Source organism: Micromonospora sp. NPDC047467, from assembly GCF_040643095.1.
Lineage (GTDB): Bacteria > Actinomycetota > Actinomycetes > Mycobacteriales > Micromonosporaceae > Micromonospora.
Map to the genome: position 1 here is coordinate 24,873 of NZ_JBEYTO010000011.1, position 20,331 is coordinate 45,203.

Below are 20,331 nucleotides of genomic sequence, written 5' to 3' on the forward strand. Positions count from 1 at the left end.
GACACCCCGCCCGCCGAGGATCAGCTAAGCCCTTCGATTTCGGCTACGACTGGCACGGTGAGTTGTACGGCGATCGGTGAGTACAGGTCGACGTCCTGCGTGGCTGTGCGAAGCGAGACGATGAGGCTGTAGCGCAGGGGTAGGTTTGCTCGGTCGGCGCGTTTGTTGTTCTTCCACCAGCCTCCGACCGGATGTACGGCGATGAGGCTGCAGTCGGCGAGAGCCGCGCCATCTCCTTCCCAGATGTCTTGGTGGAGTGAGCCAAGGTTGCGCTGGTTACCCCCGACAAGCCAGCGTTCCGATCCGCTGGGTGGGCGGGCGCCTGCTTCCTCGTCCTGCGCTTCGCGATTGATGCGCGCGACGAAGGCGTCGACGGGCTCGAGGGGTGCATTCAGCTCGAACCTTAAGCCGTGTGAGGCGTAGGCGTAGCGCCGGCGCCAGCCTCGTCGGGATGCAGTCGGTTCGATGAAGTAGGACAAGGTGACGCGGAGTTGGACGGTTGCCTCGGCGAGTTCGCGAAGCGTCTCAGCCGGCCACGGCAGCCGGTGCAGCCGAAAGCGTCGGGCTGCGTGGTCTCGGCCGTCGAAGGGAACGAATTCGTCCTGGGTCACGAGGGTGACAGCGTTGGTGTTGGAGGCGAGGACCGAATTTTCGGTTGGTACGCCCCAACCGTAGCGGCGCAGCATCGTCTGCCGGACAGCCTTCGTTGTTGCGCCCTGCACATCGGCTTTCATGGCCGGCGTCCACTCGGCCGCATGGACCAGCAGGCCTCGAATAGTCTCCGGCCAGTAGGACGGATATGCCGCCATGGCCTTCGCCGCGAGTCGGGCCGCTTGCGCCGTAGCGGCACTCGTGGCGTTCGCCGAGGCGAGGGCGAGGTCGTCCCGGGCCGAGGTGGTACGGACACACACAAGCGGATGTCCATCGTGAAAGTCGACGCCGTCACTAAGGACGTTGCCACCTTCCATACAGATGTCCGGTTTGATCGGCCAGGCTCGGCTGGCGAAGGACACCGACGTGCGGCTATGCGGGGAGAGTTCGCCTTCGCCGGCGAGCGCCGTCCAGTTGTCGAAGGTTGGGTCCGTCGGAGGCGCGGTCAGCTCGGTGTATGCGCCCACGGTGAGCGCGTTCCAAGCATGCGCCGGGTCCTCAATCTCCGAGATGTCGCATAGTTCTCGGTGGTCAAGCCCCCGCGGCCGGTCACGCACGTTGCCAGCCGAGATCAGGAACAAGCGGGCGGCGCTGAAATCGGGCTGACCGAGGAGCGCAATCCCCGTGTCGGACTGACCGATGTCGGTGCCGATGCTCAGCGCATCGATCGCCGCCGACCACAGCGAAGGCTCGCCAGCTCGCGCCTCAGGTGGTGCAGTAATCGGCATGCAGAAGGTACGTTGCCGGCCCGGTGCTGACGCCTCCGCAGCCGCTGCCGCCTGCGCCGTGATCAATCCATAAGCCGCTGGATCGTTCGTGGCCGGCTCGTCGGGCAACATCTTGACCGACTCAAGCCGATGCGTCAGCGTAACCAGCCCGTTCCCCCACAGCAGATGGTCGAGAGGACCGTAGAGAGCGAGCCCAGCCATCAAGGTGCCATGACCCCGCCGGTCCTCGCCGCTGTCGCCGACCACCGAATGCACGTCGCTGGGGTCGATCGATTCTGACAGCAGCACGTGGGAACGGCGCGCACCGCTGTCGAGGTGACACACGACGGGCACTCCGGCCGGGGCGAACTTGGTGCGTTCCACCAGGTCTGTTGTCAGCTCGTCCTGGTCATCCTGGGAGTAGTCCTCGACCGTGTCGACGAATTCAGGGCGCCGGATTTCGGCGACGGGGACAGCGGTGAACGGCAAAGCGTGCAGGTCGTCCCAGCGGGCCTGTAGCCAGACCACCGTGCGGTCAACGAGGTCCATGCGCCGCTGAGACATCCGGAAACGGTTCGCAGCTGCGAACGCGCGGAGGAGTTCCACTCCGGTGTCAGTCCGGGTCAGCCAGATCTCCCACCAGGCCAGCCCTGTCGGCGGGTCATCGGCGGACTGCCAGAGGTCGAGGAGCACAGCCCGCCGGATCGAGGCGATGTTCGCGACAAGCGCACGCTTCTGCGGCTCCCCGGTGCGTGTGTTCCGCTCAAGAAAATCCTCGAAGATCTTCAGGAAGGTCCCGCGGTACGCATCACTGACCCAGACCACGGCGCTTTCGGGCCGATCTCCGGTGGCCGGGTTGACAGCCAACAACAGCCACTGCGGACGCTTCACGCGATGGGACGACATACGCTCGAGCGAGTCCAGCTTCAGTGGGAAAGCCGGATCCGCTGCATCGAGCACCAGGATGATGCCGAGCGCCTTGAGCTCCTCCAGCGTGAGGTCGTCGGCTACCGCGGCGCGTTCAACGTCTGCTTGATGCAGGGAGCGTTCGAGGTCTCCGCGTAGCTTGGTCCCATGGGCTCGGCGTTCCACATCCCGGATTCGCGGGTTGCCTCCGCCACTGCGGTTGAAGCTACGGTCCTCGGCGCGACCAGTGACGGTCAGATGCGCCAACGACCGGGCCGGGCTACTCACTGCCCCGCCGCTCGGCGTTCCCGCAATGCCTCGGTTAGGTCAGCGACCGTGACCTGTGCTTCGCCGCGCAGGATGGCCTGCTTCGCGGCAGTTTCGGCGGCCTTGACCAACTCGGCATGACTCAGCCCGGATGCCTGGGCTTGGACCGCCGCCCATCGAATGCCCCGCCCCATCGGCCCAAGCCGGGTCTTCATGACCTCCGATGCCTGCGCGCCGTCCGGCAGCTCGTATCTGATCGCAACGTCGAAGCGACGGAACAGCGCATGGTCAAGGATCGACCGATGGTTCGTGGCAGCCACGACAATGCTTTCGGCGTTGGCCTGCTCAAGGAAGATCAAAAACGAGTTCAGAATTCGGCGGGCTTCTCCGACGTCATTGCCGCTTCGATGGCCGCCAAGGGCGTCAAACTCATCGAACAGGTAGACCGCCCGCTGGGACGCCGCAGCGTCGAATACTGCGCGCAGCTTGCTCGCCGTCTCGCCAAGGTACTTGCTGAGCAGGCTATCCAGGCGGATCGTCAGCAGTGGCAGAGCTAGCTCGTGAGCGATCACCGCTGCAGTCATCGTCTTGCCCGTGCCCGGGGGGCCCTCCAGTAGGAGTCGATGGGCCGGTGCGAACCCGTGCTCCGAGAGAGCCTGCCGTTGCCGTTGCTCATGAAGCACGCGAGCGATAGCGTCCTTCAACTGCGGCGGACCGACCAGGTCGCGGAGAGACACGTTCGGGAATGCCGCTGTAACCAGATCGGCCAGGTCCCCGCGCGGGCGGGCGATAGCTGTGACCTTGCTTGCGACCGGCTGGCTCCGAGCACCTTCGATTACCCGCTTGAGCTCGTTAGCCAGCGTTCCGTGGCCCTGGCGGGCCGCCTTTGCCGCGACCTGAAGGGCGACAGCGTAGAAGGCGGCATCATCACCGGCGGCGTGATTGCGCACGAGCGCCTTGATGTGCTCGCCTGACGCCGTCACAGACCCGCCCCCTTCCACCAACCTCAACTTACCCAAGTGGCTCGATCATCTGTAGCGATAAAGTTGGACCGGTCAAAATTTACCACTACGATCTGACGTGTGCCAGCAGGGCGCGCTCGCCGCGAAGACAGCCGGTTCCGGGATCAAGCCGAGATACTCGCCACCCGGCTGCGAACGCTGCGCACAGAGCGAGGGCTGACCCAGGAGCAGCTCGCAGGACGCGCCCAGGTCGCTGTCTCAACCCTGAGAAAGATCGAGTCGGGGAGGGTGATCGAGCCCGGCTATTTCACAATGATGTCCCTCGCCAACGCTCTAGGCATAGAGCTTCGTGAACTTTCCTGGCCGCACGACTCGCCCTCAATCGGTCAACTCCACGCGTAGGGACCCTGCCGTGCCCGGATCGAGAAGAGGGGGCAAAGTGAGGACGAGCATGAGCGCCCGACCGCGACGCACCGGGTTCTGACGCGGGGATTGGCCCGTTCGCCCACACCTCAGGTTCGTCGCGCGGGGGCGGTTCGCGTGCCGTAGCAATTGAGCCTCGCACCTGGACGAGGGAATGCGGACAATCAACACAGCAGAGGAAGCCTCTGATGACACTCCGCAAGGATCAGGTGAGTTCTGGCGACTCTCGTGACCCCCTGGGGGGCACGAGAAACGCCCCTCAGGTCGATCGTTCTCGATCGCCGGAGGGGCGTTTTCGCAAGTCAACCGCTGTGCGCCCGAAGGGACTCGAACCCCTAACCTTCTGATCCGTAGTCAGATGCTCTATCCATTGAGCTACGGGCGCTGGTGCTCAGCCAGTGTACACACCTGGCTTTCGCGCGGAGACTCCGGGATTCGAACCCGGGAGGGGCTTTAAGACCCCAACCGCATTAGCAGTGCGGCGCCATAGACCAGACTAGGCGAAGTCTCCCAGGTGGCCCGCAGACCACCGCGCCCGAGGATACAGGTCGGCACCCACCGGGAGCAAAACGACTTCCAGCGTACGGCTGCCGGGGCGCCTGGTGCCCGTGTTCCCGGCTGTGCGGCGGCGTGATCGGGACTACGCTCCATCGATATGCAGGAGCAGCCGCCCAGCGAGCCGACCCGTCGAGAGCCTGCTGACCGAGCGCGGCGGCGCTCTCCGCGGGCGACCTTCACTCCGCCGACGGCCGCTGAGCAGGCGGTGGAGAAGGCGACACCACCTGGGCCGGCAGCGGCCGGGGCCGCTCCGGGCGAGCAGCGCCCGCGGCGTACCAGGCCTGCCCCTGCGGTGCTGTTCCAGCCACCGGAGCCGGGCCGCCCCCTGCCCCGACAGCCGGCCCGCCCGTCAGCTCTCCCGCCCGAGAGGACGACCGCCGGCCAGCAAGCCCTGGCAGCGGATGTCGAGCAAGGGGTGCCGGTGGATCGTTCAGCGGCGGACGTCGAGCAGGTACCGGCCGGGCCGGCGGCGAGCGGCAAGCGCCCGACCCCGTCGGAGGCCCCTGCGGCTGAGGCAGATCAGCCGGTAGACGCCGATCCGAGCGGCTCGGCGGCGCTGGCCCCCGATGGGCGAGCGCCCGAGGGCAGCGCGCCACCACCCGCCAGCCCAGCGTCGCGGACGCCGAAGGCACGTGCCACCCCCGCTCGGAAGGCCACCCCCCAGAGGAAGACCGGTACGTCGGCAGGTGACACGGCCGCCACGACCGCGCCGCCGGTTCCACCGACCCCAACCGGTCCAGCAGCCGCCGAGACCGAGGCAGCAGCGGCCCCGCGCAAACAGGCCGTCCCGACCAAACGCACCCCCACCAAGCGAGCCGCGAAAACGACCCCGCCGGCAACTACGACGGCTGAACAAGCCGCCGCGCCAGCGGCGACCCCGACCGAGCGTGCCGAGAAGGCGACCAAGCGCGCGGCGACCCCCCGCAAGACCGCCGCGCCGAAGAACACCGTGGCAGCACCCGAGCCTCCGACCGAGCAGCCGCAGTCAGACGTCCCGGCGCCCCTCGCCGCCACGAGCAGCGCCGCAACCGCCCAGCAGACCGCGCACGAGGCAGCCACGCACGAGGGTGCGGCGGCTCTGGGGCGTACCCCGGAATGGGATTTTCGGACGGTGACCACCCGCGTGCTCGACCACCCGGGCTTCGCGCCGGAGTTGCTGGCCCTGGCGGCGGTGCGGGCGCTCGGGCCGGGTGCCGCCGAGTGGGCCGAGTTGCTCCGGGGCAGATACCCGGATGCTCCGGCGGACGGCCTGGCCCGGCTGGCCACCCGGCGGTTCGTTGGGGCGGCCGCCGCGGGTGGGGCGACGGCCGCGCTGGCGGGGATCTTCGCGCCGATGGCCGAGTTGGCCTCGGTGCTCTGGACCCAGTCGAACCTGGTGTTGCACCTGGCTGCGGCATACGGTCGGGACCCGGCGCATCCCGACCGGGCCGCCGAGTTGCTGGTGCTGACCCAGGTGCACCCCGACGCGGCGAGCGCGCGTGCCGCGCTGGACGCCGCGCGGGCGGCGGACGACCCGGTCGAGGGGGCGTGGCCTCGGGCGGCGGAGGCCGCCTGGCGGCTGGCGGCACCGCTGACCGCGCAGGCCGGCGGCTGGGTTGCGTTGCGGCTGGCGGCCCGGCTGCTGCCGGGTGCGGCGGTGCTCGCCGCCGCGCTGGGCGACTCGGCGGCGACCGAGCGGCTGGCGGCGCGGGCCGTGGCCCTCTATCGGGCGGGTTGAGTCAGAGCCAGTCGAACCACTCGCGGGGCAGCAGCGCGTAGCCGACGAAGGCAAACACGTCGAGCAGCGTGTGCGCGATGATCAACGGCATCACCCGCCGGGTACGCAGGTAGAAGAGGCTGAACACGACGCCCATCACGGCGTTGCCGACGAACGCGCCGAAGCCCTGGTAGAGGTGGTACGAGCCGCGGAGCAGCGCGCTGGCCGCGATGATCGTGGCGAGCCGCCAGTGGAGTTGGCGCAGCCGGGTGACGAGGTAACCGACCACGATCACCTCCTCCAGCACGGCGTTCTGCATGGCGACGAGGATCAGCACCGGGACGGTCCACCAGATGTCCGGCAGCGCGGCCGGCACCAGCGTGGCGTTGATGCCGAGCTGGGCCGCAACCCAGAACAGGGCCAACCCCGGCAGGCCGATCAGCGCGGCAAGGCCGGCGCCACGGGCCAGGTCCTGGCCGGGCCGCCGGGCGTCCAGGCCGAGGGTCCGCACCGGGTCGCCGGGGTCGCGGCTGAGCAGGTGTACGGCGAGCAGCACGGGCAGGAGCGCGAAGACGATGCCGAGCAGTTGGTACGTCAGGTCCAGCCAGGGTCGGGCCGACGCCGAGGTGTTCAGCGAGGCGGTCTGCTTGGAGAGCGGCCCCTCGGCGGTCAGCTTCGCGATGATCGAGACCACCGCGTAGACCGCGGACTGGCCGAGGGAGAGGCCGAGGACCAGCAGCATCTCGGTCCCCAACACTCGGCGGGACACCGGGCGGGTCAGCTCAACGGTCACCGCACCACTCTGCCCGACGGACGGCACCGCAGGCACAGCTGATCGGCCGGCGTGAACCGATCGCACATTCTGTGCGACCAGTGTGCACTCTCCGTGGACATTCTATGGGCGCCCGATCCGCTGCCGTCTGGGGAAGGAGCACCCGGTGGACAATGTCGCGCGGTTGCTGAAGGAGAGCTGGACCCTGGTCGAGGAGGACCGGGAGCGGCTCAGCGGCTACTTCTACGCCCGGCTGTTCCTGCTCGACCCGGCCCTGCGGCAGCTCTTCCCGGTGCAGATGACGGGCCAGGGTGACCGCCTGCTGGAAGCGATCATCACGGCGATCCACACGGTCGACGACCCGGAGAGCTTCGACGAGTTCCTGCGGGCGCTGGGCCGGGACCACCGCAAGTACCACGTCGACGACCAGCACTACGCGACGATGGGCGTCGCGCTGCTGGACGCGCTGCGTACCACCGCCGGTGACGGCTGGAACCTGGAGTACGACCAGGCGTGGCGAGACGCGTACGCGGCGATCGCGGCGAAGATGGTCGCCGGGGCGGCCAACGACGACAACCCGCCGTTCTGGCACGCCGAGGTGCTGACCCACGAGCGGTACGGCCCGGACACCGCCGTGCTGACCTGCCGGGCGTTGCAGCATCCGCTGTCGTGGCGGGCCGGCCAGTACGTCAGCCTGGAGCTGCCCCGCTACCACCCGAGGGTGTGGCGCACCTACTCGGTGGCGAACGCCCCGAACGACGACAACGTGCTCGAGTTCCACGTCCGGAGTTCCGGCGCGGGATGGGTGTCCGGGGCGCTCGTCCGCCGGGTTCAGCCCGGGCACCTGCTGCGGCTGGCGGCGCCGATGGGTTCGATGACCCTCGACCGCTCCTCCGAGCGGGACATCCTCTGCGTGGCCGGCGGGGTCGGGCTGGCTCCGATCAAGGCCCTGGTGGAGGAGTTGGCCTCCTACAACCGGACGCGGTGGGTGCACGTCTTCTATGGGGCACGGCAGGCGGCGGACCTGTACGGGCTGGCCGCGTTGCAGGAGTTGGTGGCCGTACACCCGTGGTTGTCGGTCACGGCGGCGTGCAGCGACGACCCGGATTTCGACGGCGAGTTGGGCGACATCCCGGACGTGGTGGCCCGGTACGGCCCGTGGACGACGCACGACTGCTACGTCTCCGGTTCGGCGCAGATGGTCCGGTCCACACTGCGGGTTCTGGCCGCGGACGAGGTGCCGCCGCCGAACATCCGCTACGACACCTTCGGTGACCTTTAGACGTTCCTCCCCCCATGCCGGGGCGCGTGCTCCCGCCCCCTGGGGCACGCGCCCCGGCCCCCCTTTGCCCACTCAGTAGCGCCAGGGCCGCCCGGTCTCCCGGTATTCCTCCACCGGCACCAGCGGCACGCCCGGTGCCATCCGGTCGACGTAGAGCCGGCCCTCCAGGTGGTCGATCTCGTGGGCGACGAGCCGGGCCATGCCGAACTCGAACGAGGTGATGATCCGGCTGCCGTCCCACTGGGCGTGCTCCACGTCGAGGCGCAGCGGTCGGGGCACCAGACCGCGGTGGTCGAAGAAGGAGAGGCAGCCCTCGTACTGCTCGTCGGTCTCCGGGTCGGCGTCGACCACCCGGGGGTTGAGCAGGATGACCGGCTCCGCCGACCGGTCCGGGGGTCGGACGGCCGCCGCCGCCCGGCCGATGCCGAGCTGCGGGGCGGCGATGCCCACCCCCTTGCTGAACGGGTGCAGTTCGTCGAGCCGGGCCAGTGCCGTGGTGAGCCGGTCGACGATGTCCCGGGCCACCTGCTCCTCGGCGGGCAGGTCGAACTGCCGGACGCGCTGGCGGAGCAGGTCGTCGCCGCGTTGGACGATGCCGAGCCCTCGCATCCGGTCGCTGGGGCGGATCCGGATGCCACCGGGGCCGACGTCCGGGTCGGTGTCCGGGCGGGACCGGAAGCGCCACTGCATCCGGTAGCGGGCGTTCAGCGGCGGGTCGTCGGTCTGCCAGTCGAAGTACGCCCGGTCGCCCTCGTCGTGGCGCTGCGGCGCCGTCCGCAGCGGGCCCTCCTCCGCGGAGAGCGAGGTTTCCACGCCCCAGACCTGTGGGTCGAGCGCCGCCGGCAGATCCAGGCGTACGGCGAGTTGCCGGGTGGGCAGCCGGACGGCCCGCTGGAACCAGGGGCCCCACTTCTCCTGACCGACGCTGTACGCGTACTCGATGGTGGCCCGGTCGCCGGGGTAGAGCGGGAAGCGCCGCTCACCGTTCTCGAACAGCAGCCAGATCTCCTTGAACGCGTCCCGGTCGTGCTTCGCCCGCCAGTGCATCGGCTCCGGGTCGCCGCCGCTGTCGTCCCGGCGGGCCTGCAGTTGCAGCTCGGCGAAGGTGAGGGGGTGCTCGCGGTGGTGCCGGTTGGAGCGACCGGGGTCGTTCGGGTAGCGGTCGACCGCGACGCGTACCAGGTAGCGGGTGACCGGTTCGGTGCCGGCGTTGTAGAGCTCGCGGCGGATGACGCACCGGTAACCCTCGTCGGTGTGGGTGAGGGTGGCCAGTTCCCGCTCCACGACGAGGCCGGTGCCGGGCGGCAGCCACTGGCCGGGCGGCGAGGGCTCGCGGTGCGGCTGGCCGATGCGGGCGTGGCGGAGATTGTCGTACTCCCGGAAACGCTGCCAGATCGCGCCGCTGGCCTCCAGGACGGCCTCGGCGCGGCGGGCGAAGTCCTCGGTCGGGCGGTGCCGGCGCCCCTCGACGTGGCTGACGTAGGAGGGGTCGAACCCCATGAGGACGGCCAGTTGCTTCTTGGAAAGCCCACGCCCGGTCCGTTGCCGGGCGAGTTCGGCCGCAAAGGAGTCGGCAGCCCGTTCGAGGGGGGATGTCGTCATCGGCGTCCTCGCGGCCGGGAGTATCATCTTCACGTTCTGTGGCCGAACGCACACGCATCTGGCAACTTGATGACACTCCGCTTGACAAACCACCGGCGGCCGGCGGGAGTCGAGCCGATGTGGCCCAAGCCTCCCGCCGCGATCGAGGTGAGGCTTCCCTTACTCAGCACGCGTGGTTAGGCTAGCCTTAGCTTGGACGGCACTGTCGTCCACCGGGGTGTGCACCTCGGTCACGCGAACGGGGGATGACACGGTGACAGCGGTGATGCCGAGGCGGGACATGTCCGCCACGCCGCTCGCCCCCGTCACCGCGACGCTGCGGGCCATGTTCGGCACCGACGACCTCCCCGGGCTCGCCCGCGGCCTGCTGGTCGACGACGAGTTCGGTTGGACGCCCGCGACCACCCTGATCGACGGCACCCGGCTGCCGGAACTGCTGCACGCGGCAAGCGTCCGCTGGCGCGGCACCCCGCACGCCTGCGCCGCGCTGGCCTGGAAGTCGTACAGCTACTGGACGGCGCTGCCGGTCGTGCTCGGCTGGGCCTCGGCTCGGCGGGTTCCGCTGCTCGACCCGTCCGACGTTCTGATCCACTTCGAGGACCACCGGCCCCTGCTCACCCTGGGCATGCGCCGCAGCACCACCGTGGCGGTGCTGCCGGGCGACCCACTGGCGCTGGCCGGCCTCCCGCAGGTACGCGTCGTCGCCGACGAGGCGGAGTTGCTGGGCGAGCTGCGCGCCTCACTGCTCGACGCGCACCTGGCACCGCTCATCACGGCGATCCAGGCGGAGGTCCGGGTCGGCACCCGGACGCTGCTCGGCTCGGTCGCCTCCGGCATCGCGCACGGCATCCTGCGGGCCGCCGACGCGCTGCCCGGCCCAACGGTGCAGAGCATCGACTCTCTGCTCGGGGCGCTCGATCTGGCGGATCTGGTCGAGCTGGTGCCGGGGCCGACCGGCGAGCCGACGGTTCAGCGGCGCACCTGCTGCCTCGCCTTCACGCTGCCCAGCCCGAAGGTCTGCCAGGGCTGCTGCGTCCGCCAGCCCTGAGCCCGCTCAGTCGGTCAGCGGCCGGACGTCCCACACCCACACCCCGCCGGTGAACACCGGCTGGATCCCGGTCAGCTCTGTCATCCCCCGACGCAGCGCGTCCTCGTGCTCCTGGGGCCCGAGGATGACCGCGCCGGCCCGCCAGTAGCGCAGGTCGTCGATCGCCTTCACCCGGTCCTGCGGGGTGATCGGCGGCACCGCCCCGGTGCGTCGGATGGTGGCGAAGAAGCTGCTGGTGGGGCGCGGCGGTGCGCTGAACAACGCGACCTTCGGCGGATCCGCGCTCGGGCGGGTGTCCGGGCCGAGGAAGTAGCCCCGGGCCAGCGGCATGTCCAGTCGGGTGACCGCCGACCAGCGCAGCGGCTCCGCGTAGGTGGTGTCCGGCAGCGGCAGGGTCACCACACTGCGCCCACCGGCCACGTAGGGCCGCCAGGCGCCGCTGGTCACGAAGGTGGGGACCGGGTCGAGGCGTACGACGGGCAGCGGGGTGGGCAGGATCGGCAGCAGGGCCATCGTCAGCACGGTCGCGGTGGCGAAGCGGATCTGCCGCCGGGCGGCCGGCTGTGCGCGGGCCAGCTCGCGGGCCCGTTCGGCGCCGTAGGCGAGCAGCACACCGATGATCGGGGTGATCGCCAACGCCCAGCGGGTCGGCACCACCGAGTGCAGGATCGGCAGGTTCTCCAGCGCGGCCCACGGCCCCGGCACACCGGTGCCCCGGCCGTCGAAGCGGATCTCCCGACCGAGCGAGAGCACCGCGAAGAACAGAGCGAGCCCGGCCAGCGCGAGCACCACCACCGAGCGCCGCAGCCACCAGACAAGGGCGACCACCAGCACCAGCAGCGACCAGCCGAAGAAGCTGTTCTCCTCGGTCGGGTTCTTGGCCAGGCCCGCGGCGGTGCGCGGGCTGCCGGCCAACGACTCCCGGGCGTACGCGACGAACGAGGCGAGGTCGCTGGAGTAGCCCCGGATCAGGCTGGACAGCCCGGAGTACGCGCCGGGACCGAAGAACTGCACGTACAGCGGGTACGCCAGCAGGAGGCCGGCGACGCCGGCGGCCACGGCCAGGCCGGCGAGGAAGGGCCGCGCCCGTGACCGCAGGGCCGGGCGACCGATGGCGAGCGCGACGACGATCACGCCCAACCCGATCGCGGTCATCAGCAGGATCTCCAGGTTGAGGAACGCCTGCCAGACGATCACCAGGGCGAGCAGCACCCCGTTGCGCAGCCAGCGACCGGGCTCGGCGAGCCGCAGCGTCCGCCAGATGATCAAGGGGACGACGAACTGCGACACGATGTTCGGATGGCTGTTGGCGTGCGACACCATCGCCGGCGCGAAGGCGCAGAAGCCCGCACCCAGCCACGCCGGCCCGCGAGCGCCGATGAGGACGCGGGAGAGCAGGAAGTACCAGGCAGTGGCGGTGGCGATCATCCCCAGGGTGAGAAAGAGCAGGAATGCCGCGCGCGGCCCCAGCAGCAGGGTGACCGGCGTCATTGGCAAGGAAATGGATAATACGGACGTATTCGCCATGAGGTTGACGCCGTCGGGCACGTTCATCTGGTCCGAATGGAATGGATACGCGAATTGCGTGACGACTCGTGCACCGTGCGCCATCATCCATTCGAACTGCGACTGGTCGGTGCGGTTGTCGCGCACCCCACTGCCCGGGTCCAACCAGAGGCGCCCGGTGACCCAGAAGGCGAGCGCCGCGAAGCTCAGCACGGCAGCCAGGTCGACCCACTTCCCGTTACGGCGCAACCGATCGCCGCCAGCCCTCTCCACCGGCGACACGGTGGCCGGGCCGTCGCTCGGCGCGTCCGGTTCGGGAGTAGTCATGACAATTCATAGGGTAGTCAGCACATGGCTCTGCCGTGACATGTTTCGGGGTACTGCCGTACTATGTGCCGGGTTCGCCGACCGCCGATCACGTGCCCACCCCCCGACCGCAATTCGGCCACAACGCTGCCCCGATTCTTCTGCCATCCAAGCGGATGATTCACTCTGTCGGTCCAGGCACGGGTCGAGTTCATATCGTGAGGAATCGACGCATGGCAGAAATCACTGGGGACCAGCGCGTCCAGTCCGAGGTGCTGGAGGGCCTGGCGACGGCCGTCAACCACCGCCGTTGGTTCGTCGAACTGGCGGTGCCATACCTCGGTGACGACCCGATCGAGATCGGCAGCGGTCTCGGCGACTACGCGCTGGAGTGGTCGCAGCGCCTACCTCGGTTCACCGCCACGGAGGCCGACCCCGACCGGCTGGTGCAGCTCAAGGAGCGGCTCGCCGCCCAGCCCGGCGTCGACGTCCGGCAGATGCTGCTGCCGCACCACGAGGCGGGTAGCTACAGCGCCGCCGTCTCGTACAACGTCCTGGAGCACATCGAGGACCACGTGGGCGCGCTGCGCAGCATGCGCGACCTGGTCCGCCCCGGCGGCGCCGTGATCATCATCGTGCCGGCCTTCGAGTTCGCCATGAGCCCGGCCGACGTCGCCACCGGGCACGTCCGCCGGTACACGAAGAAGACGCTCGGCACGGCGATGACCGACGCGGGGCTGACGGTCGAAAAGATCCACTACGCCAACGCGCTCGGATTGATCGGCTACTTCATGGCCACCAAGGTCTTCCGGCTGATGCCGAAGGAGGGCCCGATGGTCAAGGTGTACGACACGCTCGTGCTCCCCGCCACCAAGGCCGCCGAGCAACTCGTCCGCCCCCCGTTCGGCCAGTCCGTCTTCGCAGTAGCCCGCGTAAATCCCTAACCCACCCCACCCCGCCCCCACGGCCCCGCCCCGCCCGCCCCGCCCCGCGATCTTGCACTTTCGGTCGCCGTTATGCGCCTTATGTCAGGCATGCCGGGGCAGAAAGTGCAAGATCGCGCGGGTTGCGGGGTGGCGTTAGTCCTTGATCTGGTACGTGGGGCGGATTACCGCCCGTGCCAGGGTGTGGAAGGTCAGGTTGAAGCCGACATAGGCCGGGGACGCGTCCGGGGTCAGATCGAGCCGGTCGACGTCGAGGGCGTGCACCGCGAAGACGTACCGGTGTGGCCGGTCACCGGCTGGCGGAGCCGCCCCGCCGTAGCCCTGCTCGCCGTAGTCGTTGCGGACGGAGAACGCCCCGCCGAGGTCGGCGGTCGCCGCGCCACCCGCGCCACTGGGCAGCTGCGTGACGCTGACCGGCACGTTCACCAGCAGCCAGTGCCAGAAACCGCTGCCGGTCGGCGCGTCGGGGTCGTAACAGGTCACCGTGAAGCTCTTGGTCTCGGCCGGGAAATCCGACCAGGTCAACTGCGGTGAGACGTTGTCGCCCCCGGTGCTGCCGTGCGCGTGCCGGGCGTCCATCGGCTCGCCGTTCTGCACGTCGTCACTGGTCAGGGTGAACGAGGGCACCGTCGGCAGCAGCTCGTACGGGTCCGGGGCGATCGGTCGTTCCAGGGTCATCGGGACGCGTCCTTCCGGTGCGGGCAGATTCCTGCCCCTTCATACCCCGTTCGGTGGCTGCCGACGACCAGATGGGCCCGCTGCCACGGAATCTCCCCTCGAGGATATTGTTGCCGCCGCAATGTTCCACGGGGGGACTTTTATGGCATCCATCTGGCGTGATTTCCTGATCGCCGTCGTCACCGCGCTGCGCAAGCCGGACGAGCAGTCGCTCGCCCAGGAGCGCCGCCGCGCGGTCGAGCGACTGGCCGACGAGACGATCCGGAAGAACAAGCCGTCCGTCGACCCGCCGGAGTGACAGCGGGGTGGTCGTGGCGGAGGGTGTGGGATTCGAGGTTTGACCAGCGAGAACACCGTCAAGCGAGTTGCGTTTTTAGCGTTTGCAGCGCATGCTCCAACTATGGCGGCGATGAGTGGAGACCTTCTGACCACTGGTCAGGTTGCCAAGCTGCTGGGGTCGTCGCGCCAGCAGGTGGTCAACCTGTGCGAGCGCGGAGAACTGCCGTTCGTGAAGGTCGGCATGCACCGGAGAATAGAGCGGGGCCAGGTTGAGGCGATGCTGCGTCCCAAGCCGGAGCTGACTCGCGATCAACTCAAGTCACTGTGGCTGCACCAGGCGGTGGCGGGCAGTCTGGTCACCGACCCGGACGCGGTACTGGGCAAGGCCAGGGAGAGTCTCGATCGACTCCTCCGGCAGCACCGCGACACCATGACCGAGGTGTGGCTGAAGCGCTGGCAAGACACGATCAACGAGGGCGTTGGCGCCGTCCTCAAGGCGCTGACCTCGGATGATCCGGAAGCGGTGGAGCTACGACAGAACTCGCCCTTCGCCGGGGTCCTGTCACAGGCACAGCGCAAGAAGGTTCTGGAGTCGTTCGCGCGCAGCGGTTGGAAACGAGCGGCGTGAGGCGCGAGCAACTGGAGCATGTCCTGCGGGCCGCGTGCCAAGTCGCCGGAGACCCGGACGTCCTCGTCATCGGCAGCCAGTCGGTGCTGGGGGCGATCCCGGAGAGCAGACTCCCGCTGGAAGCCACCGCCTCCATGGAGGTCGACGTGGCATTCTTCAACGATCCGGACGACCGGAAGGCTGACCAGGTAGACGGCGCCATTGGCGAGCTCTCACCGTTCCACGAGACGAACGGTTACTACGCCCAGGGCGTGAGCGTGTCGACCGCGGTGCTGCCCGACGGCTGGCGCGATCGGTTGATCCTGGTGGAGTCTCAAAGCACCCAACCGGGACGTGGCTACACGCTCGAACCGCACGACTGTGTCGTGTCCAAGCTGATAGCCGGCAGGGAGAAGGACCACGCCTTCGCCAACGCGCTGATCCGGGCCGGGCTCATCGAGCCATCACTAGTCGCCGAGCGGATCGAGATGGTCAACGTCCATCCTCTGGTGCTGAAACGGCTCAGGGACTGGATCACCATTTACCTGCCGACAACCTGACGAGCGCAGACACGTCCCCTGACCAGCGTTGCGGTCAGGGGACGTTTTTGCTGCCCAGAGGGGCGGAGGGTGTGGGATTCGAACCCACGAAGACATCGCTGCCTTACCGGTTTTCAAGACCATCATCTGCAATGACCTGACCAGCGCAAACGGACAGTCAGCGTGGCTAGCTGCCACTAATTTGCCGCACACGACCCTGACGGAAGCGATGGTTTCGCCGACCAAGCCTAGGCAACCTCCTCCGGAGAGGCGGCGCCTCCTGGAGCTGTCAGGTGCCGATACTTAGCGAGAGCGCGGAGCGTGCGCTGATTTGGGCATGGTCTTGGCACAGGTAGCTGCTCTCTCCCAGCTGGCGTGGCAGGCGCGTCCGAAGTGGATGGCCGGAGTCGAAGCTACGATCACGCTGTGAGTGATGAGCCGGTTGATGCCACTAGCCACCTGATGTCCCACGTTCGTCAACGTGCTGATAGTGCTGGGCTACCCTGTGAGGATGTCTCAGCATTGAAAGACGAATCAGTGCTTCGCGTAACGCTGCCGGCTTCAGGGGGTGAGCCGCGTGACATCATCGTCAATGACAATCTCGCAGGCGTCTACCTATCAGCCGATTTTGAGTATTGGACCTTCATCGGTGACCATTTTGGCGTCGACAACGCTAAGCAAGCAGAAACCGAACTGGTTTTATCGCCAGTAACGATACGTGATTTACGGCGGCTTATTCGGCTGGCTGGGGTTGAACAACGTGCTGGTTCGCGGATAAAGCTTGATTTCACCCAGACTATGTCTATCGACTTTAAGTCGCGACCCGGATCTACCGTCCAAGTCCGGATTGGGTCGCCGAGCTTTGCGCTCCAGGCGGCGGGTATTAGGACGAACGGCCGCTATGCCTCCTCGCCGAGCTTGTTCATTAGCGGACTAAGCAGCCGTCTCCGACGACGCGAACGGCTACTTGAGGCCGTACAACAGGTGGCCGACGCCGTCTTGTTCGAACTGTGGGTCGTGCACGGGATCGCGGTCGACTTGGCACCTTTTCCACGATATGCCACATTAACTGCGATGGCAGATGAAACGAAAGCGCTGCCGATGGTCCCCGGCCTGAAATACTCTGCGGAAGCAATGTCGCTGTTTCGCTATGCACAATCGTCGGAGAAACTTCCACTATTGCGGTTCCTCGCCTTCTATCAGGTTGTCGAGTATTTCTTTCCTGCCTATGCCGAGCGCGATACCTTGCGTCGGCTACGTCAGATCGTAATAGACCCAACCTTCAACGCGGACAGGGACTCGGATGTCGCTCGCCTCTCCCAGGCAATCCGCAATAAGATGCATCTAACTGAGCGCGACCAATTGAAATCAACGATCCGGCACTGCGTCAACGACGGCGACTTGAAGGACTTCATAGAGGCAGATCCTGAACGAGTCGCGTTCGTCTCAAATCGCAAGAACGGGCTCAAGTCGGTGAAGGCATTAGCCCTCAAAGACGCTGGCTCACCGCTCGGCGATCAAGTGGCAGAGAGAATCTACGACATTCGTTGCCGAATTGTTCATGCCAAGGATGGAGGCGGGCCCGCGCAAGCAGCATTGCTGCTTCCCTTCAGTGCCGAAGCGCGTAGCCTCGGGCATGATATAGACATCGTACGGTTCATTGCTCAAAAGGTTCTTATTAGCAGCGCAACGCAGACCTCTTGGGAGCCGTGAGGCTCACCCATCCGTGACGAAGCAAGAGCGAGCATCGATGGCATATTTACAGTGCAGCGGGCAAGGACCTGACCAAGGGAAACACTGATGACAAGGTTGGGACGACACGAGTGGGGCACACAGGACGCTCCGGCCCAATTCTTGCCGGGCACTAGCGGTCAAGCGATTCCCCTGTCGCCGTCCCGGTGCGCGGCGGCAGGATTGGCGTAGCTGACCATCGATTCGCACCCGTCACCTCTCCGATGACCGTTCCCACCGCTGCGTCCGTGCGGGCCACCAAACCGGAAACCAAGTTGAAGAACTGACGGACGTGCCGTTTGGCAACAGTGTTCCCGGGCTCATACCGATGCGCGATGACATTTCGCTTGTCGATAAAGGTGTCCAGCTCGTTGCGTGCCCACTCAGCACCAAGCGGAAGCGTCCACGCATCCGAGATGCGGACAATCCCAACAGACTCCAAAAACAACGCGTCTACGTTCCTGGATTTCGGCGTTGCGAACGAGTAATTCCGCTTCTGTCCGAGCAAGAACAACCGGTCCAGGAGATACTGTCGCCACCCCTCCCCGGCCAGAGTCCAAGGCGCGAACTCCTCGTCTAACCGACGCAACTCCTTGGCGACCGCCTTTAGCAGCGGCCTTGGAAGGGCCTCCCAGGTGGGGGCATGCCGCACCAAGAGACGAAGCCCTTCCTCGGCGACATCCTCGCAGTACGCCTCCCAGAGCGCGGCGACAAGCACCAGCACTGCCTTATTAGCTACGTGCAGCTTTTCGTAAATCGCCTTAACGTCCACCTTCTTGGCTTCCTGATGGAGCGCGTAGAAGTCTCTTATGTCGTCCGCGTTCGCCACGAAATTTAGGCACGCTTTACTGACAGGAACGCGAATAATCTTGGTAGTGGGCACGGCTGCAAGTTCGGACAGCTCGTCGCCAGTCGCACTCATTGGACAAGTCTCCATCTTTCGCCGCGCCGGCAGCCTTGGCATGACGGACGAGTCTCTCACGCGCGACCCCGTGATCCCAACAAATTTGTGCCTAGCGGCCGGACCGCTCAACAAGAAGTCCGGCTATCTCACCCATACTGCTGACCACTGCATCCGCCCCGGCGAGCCGGAACGCGTCGACCTTCGCCGGCCGATTCGCGTAGCCGATCACCGCGACCCCGGCGGCCTGTGCCCCCTCGATGTCCGACAACGAGTCGCCGACCAATAGGCACCGGGGCGAGGGCTTGCCGAGTGCGCGCACGGCTTGCAGGATCGGTTCCGGGTTGGGTTTCATGCGGTCCGGGTCGGCGTAAGCCCGGCCGACCACCGGCGATACGTAGCCGGCGAGCCGGTGCGCCGCCAAGTAGGCGCTAACCGCACCGGCCGAGTTGTTGCTGACCACCGCCACCGGCATCCCGACTTGCTTGGCAGCCACGATGACCTCTCGGCCATACGGCGTTGGCTCGGCAGTCTCGACGGCCCGGCGCTCGGCCGCGCAGAGCGCGTCCTCCACCGCCCGCGTGATGCCGCGGTCACCGGCTGCGCCGGTGCGGCGCAGCACCTCCAGTGGGTCAGTCTCGCTGGCGAGGTCCGGCGGCGCGTCGACCCCGCGCCGCCGCAGCACGTCGACCAGCTCGGCGGCAACCTGCGGAGCCGGGTAGCCGGCGAAGATACTGCACACCGGCCCGTCGAAGTCGAGCAGCAACGCGCCGGCCTCGCCGAGGAGCCGGCCCAGGTCGGGGTTCATCCGTCGTACCGGTAGGCGATGGTCGACCACACCGAGTCGAACCATTGCCGAGAAGCCTCCACGAACTGGGTTCCGTGCGAGGTGTCGTCGTCGGTCACCGCGTAGTGGAACAGCGGCACGTCCTTGCCCATGAGGTCGTAGATCGCTAAGGGCTCACCCTTGATGGAGACGGTGCGCTCAACGACCGGATAGAAGCCGTAGAAGACCTCTTCGCCGTTCAGGATGTAAAGCTTGAACAGCGGAGACGCCCGATGCATTCGCACATCAACGGTGGCCGACCGGATCAGCCCGAGGTCGCCCAGCTCGCCGACCTGATCGATAATTCCGTCTGCGGCCCGGCGGGTGATCCGTTCCGCGCGTTCGCGTACTGCTGGGTCGTCTGCCTGTGTCTCGGCCCGCGACGGCAGCGCCATCGGTACGGCCATGTCGGAGATCAGGACCCGCACCGCGATCGTCTCCGGCGCGAGCCGGCCCACGCGCACCTTGTCGAGCGCTTCGGCGAGTGCGTCGCGCAGCGTCTCTCCGGAGAAGCCGGCGAAGTCGATGGTGACGTGAGGTCGGTCGAATGACGCTTCGATGTGTGGTCGCAGCTCAACCGCTCGCTGTGTCTGCGCGCGGACGAATGCGCCGCTGCCCTGCCGGGACACGATTAGCCGCTCTGCCCGGAGCAGGTCCAAGGCCCGCTTGACCGTTTCTCGCGCGACGCCGTAGCGGGTGGCTAGCTCGGGTTGCGACGGCAGCTTGTCGCCGGGCGCGAGTCGACGCGTGAGGATGGCCGCCCGCAGCTTGTTCGCGATCTGCTGTGAGGCCTGTTTGGGGTCGTCGGGGTCCAGCTCGCCGAGGAAGTCAAGGTTCTCGCTCACCCGTTCACGGTAGCGCTGACTAGCCAAGTTAGGAAAGTTCACCGCGCCCCCTTGACCTGACTAGCCAAGCCGACCTACGTTCATCTCGTTGTACCTGACTAGCCAGGCACAACAAGCCGAGCGGAAGCCGGGGAAGGTGGCGCATTGCGCTGCGCATGCCCACGGGCCGGTCGTGTGGTCGTTCATTGAGAACTTCACAGCAGAAGCGCCGCGTAGATCCGTCTGCGGCATCCCCGCCTTGAGCCACCCGGTGGCCGACCCCGGTAGATCCCGGGCGAGCGGGGCGAGCGGGCCG

The 20,331-nt window shown here is 67.4% G+C and carries 18 protein-coding genes and 2 tRNA genes; 9 read left to right on the forward strand and 11 right to left on the reverse strand.

Going from position 1 to position 20,331, the window contains the following annotated elements; translation table 11 throughout:
* Positions 1-20: 20 nt before the first annotated feature.
* Both ABZ780_RS26470 and ABZ780_RS26475 read right to left on the reverse strand, forming a co-directional pair.
* The gene (locus ABZ780_RS26470; RefSeq protein ID WP_357002906.1) at positions 21-2,531 is read right to left on the reverse strand and encodes a S8 family peptidase; all 2,511 of its coding nucleotides are present in this window, start codon (positions 2,529-2,531) and stop codon (positions 21-23) included.
* A gap of 17 nt (positions 2,532-2,548) precedes the next feature.
* On the reverse strand, positions 2,549-3,514 hold the full coding sequence (locus tag ABZ780_RS26475; RefSeq protein ID WP_357002908.1) for an AAA family ATPase: 966 nt from the start codon (positions 3,512-3,514) through the stop codon (positions 2,549-2,551).
* Between the two features lie 99 nt (positions 3,515-3,613).
* On the opposite strand from ABZ780_RS26475, the gene ABZ780_RS26480 reads away from it, so the two are divergent.
* Entirely contained in the window at positions 3,614-3,895 is a 282-nt protein-coding gene (locus ABZ780_RS26480) for a helix-turn-helix transcriptional regulator (RefSeq protein WP_357002910.1), read from the forward strand.
* A gap of 333 nt (positions 3,896-4,228) precedes the next feature.
* Here the strand turns inward: ABZ780_RS26480 and ABZ780_RS26485 are convergent.
* Together ABZ780_RS26485 and ABZ780_RS26490 are read right to left on the reverse strand one after the other, a co-directional pair.
* Positions 4,229-4,301, reverse strand: a tRNA-Arg gene (locus ABZ780_RS26485).
* Positions 4,302-4,336: 35 nt separating this feature from the next.
* A tRNA-Ser gene (locus ABZ780_RS26490) sits at positions 4,337-4,427 on the reverse strand.
* A 996-nt stretch (positions 4,428-5,423) separates the two neighbouring features.
* Here ABZ780_RS26490 and ABZ780_RS26495 point away from each other — a divergent pair.
* On the forward strand, positions 5,424-6,191 hold the full coding sequence (locus tag ABZ780_RS26495; RefSeq protein ID WP_357487830.1) for a hypothetical protein: 768 nt from the start codon (positions 5,424-5,426) through the stop codon (positions 6,189-6,191).
* A gap of 1 nt (position 6,192) precedes the next feature.
* Here ABZ780_RS26495 and ABZ780_RS26500 read toward each other — a convergent pair whose 3' ends face one another.
* Positions 6,193-6,963, reverse strand: coding sequence for a CPBP family intramembrane glutamic endopeptidase (locus ABZ780_RS26500; RefSeq protein WP_357487831.1), 771 nt, complete (start codon positions 6,961-6,963; stop codon positions 6,193-6,195).
* 145 nt (positions 6,964-7,108) lie between these two features.
* Between ABZ780_RS26500 and ABZ780_RS26505 the strand changes: the two genes are divergently transcribed.
* Complete coding sequence (locus ABZ780_RS26505; protein WP_357002916.1) at positions 7,109-8,224, forward strand: globin domain-containing protein; 1,116 nt, start codon at positions 7,109-7,111, stop codon at positions 8,222-8,224.
* 72 nt (positions 8,225-8,296) lie between these two features.
* Here ABZ780_RS26505 and ABZ780_RS26510 read toward each other — a convergent pair whose 3' ends face one another.
* Positions 8,297-9,826: a peptide deformylase gene (locus ABZ780_RS26510; protein ID WP_357487832.1), complete on the reverse strand. Its 1,530-nt coding sequence runs from the start codon at positions 9,824-9,826 to the stop codon at positions 8,297-8,299.
* Between the two features lie 265 nt (positions 9,827-10,091).
* On the opposite strand from ABZ780_RS26510, the gene ABZ780_RS26515 reads away from it, so the two are divergent.
* Positions 10,092-10,874, forward strand: coding sequence for an IucA/IucC family C-terminal-domain containing protein (locus tag ABZ780_RS26515; protein ID WP_357487913.1), 783 nt, complete (start codon positions 10,092-10,094; stop codon positions 10,872-10,874).
* A gap of 6 nt (positions 10,875-10,880) precedes the next feature.
* Here the strand turns inward: ABZ780_RS26515 and ABZ780_RS26520 are convergent, their stop codons facing one another.
* Positions 10,881-12,707, reverse strand: a complete 1,827-nt coding sequence (locus ABZ780_RS26520) for a hypothetical protein (RefSeq protein WP_357487833.1) — start codon at positions 12,705-12,707, stop codon at positions 10,881-10,883.
* Positions 12,708-12,919: 212 nt separating this feature from the next.
* Here ABZ780_RS26520 and ABZ780_RS26525 point away from each other — a divergent pair, with 212 nt between their 5' ends.
* Complete coding sequence (locus ABZ780_RS26525) at positions 12,920-13,630, forward strand: class I SAM-dependent methyltransferase (protein WP_357487834.1); 711 nt, start codon at positions 12,920-12,922, stop codon at positions 13,628-13,630.
* 135 nt (positions 13,631-13,765) lie between these two features.
* Here ABZ780_RS26525 and ABZ780_RS26530 read toward each other — a convergent pair whose 3' ends face one another.
* Positions 13,766-14,308, reverse strand: a complete 543-nt coding sequence (locus ABZ780_RS26530; protein WP_357487835.1) for a YbhB/YbcL family Raf kinase inhibitor-like protein — start codon at positions 14,306-14,308, stop codon at positions 13,766-13,768.
* Positions 14,309-14,450: 142 nt separating this feature from the next.
* On the opposite strand from ABZ780_RS26530, the gene ABZ780_RS26535 reads away from it, so the two are divergent.
* From ABZ780_RS26535 to ABZ780_RS26550, 4 genes are all read left to right on the forward strand, one after another.
* The gene (locus ABZ780_RS26535; RefSeq protein WP_357002927.1) at positions 14,451-14,606 is read left to right on the forward strand and encodes a hypothetical protein; all 156 of its coding nucleotides are present in this window, start codon (positions 14,451-14,453) and stop codon (positions 14,604-14,606) included.
* Between the two features lie 102 nt (positions 14,607-14,708).
* Positions 14,709-15,215, forward strand: a complete 507-nt coding sequence (locus tag ABZ780_RS26540) for a helix-turn-helix domain-containing protein (RefSeq protein WP_357487836.1) — start codon at positions 14,709-14,711, stop codon at positions 15,213-15,215.
* Positions 15,212-15,754 carry a DUF6036 family nucleotidyltransferase gene (locus ABZ780_RS26545; RefSeq protein WP_357487837.1) on the forward strand — a complete coding sequence of 181 codons (543 nt, stop codon included), beginning with the start codon at positions 15,212-15,214 and terminating at the stop codon, positions 15,752-15,754. Before ABZ780_RS26540 ends, ABZ780_RS26545 begins: the two co-directional genes overlap by 4 nt.
* A 405-nt stretch (positions 15,755-16,159) precedes the next feature.
* Positions 16,160-17,446, forward strand: a complete 1,287-nt coding sequence (locus ABZ780_RS26550; protein WP_357487838.1) for a hypothetical protein — start codon at positions 16,160-16,162, stop codon at positions 17,444-17,446.
* 151 nt (positions 17,447-17,597) lie between these two features.
* On the opposite strand, the gene ABZ780_RS26555 is transcribed toward ABZ780_RS26550, so the two are convergent.
* From ABZ780_RS26555 to ABZ780_RS26565, 3 genes are all read right to left on the reverse strand, one after another.
* Positions 17,598-18,386, reverse strand: a complete 789-nt coding sequence (locus tag ABZ780_RS26555; protein ID WP_357487839.1) for a HEPN domain-containing protein — start codon at positions 18,384-18,386, stop codon at positions 17,598-17,600.
* Between the two features lie 91 nt (positions 18,387-18,477).
* Positions 18,478-19,173 (reverse strand): HAD family phosphatase, encoded by a 696-nt coding sequence (locus tag ABZ780_RS26560; protein WP_357487840.1) that lies wholly within the window; start codon positions 19,171-19,173, stop codon positions 18,478-18,480.
* A complete protein-coding gene (locus tag ABZ780_RS26565; RefSeq protein WP_357487841.1) occupies positions 19,170-20,036 on the reverse strand; it encodes a GntR family transcriptional regulator in 867 nt (288 codons plus the stop codon). Before ABZ780_RS26565 ends, ABZ780_RS26560 begins: the two co-directional genes overlap by 4 nt.
* Positions 20,037-20,331 lie beyond the last annotated feature (295 nt).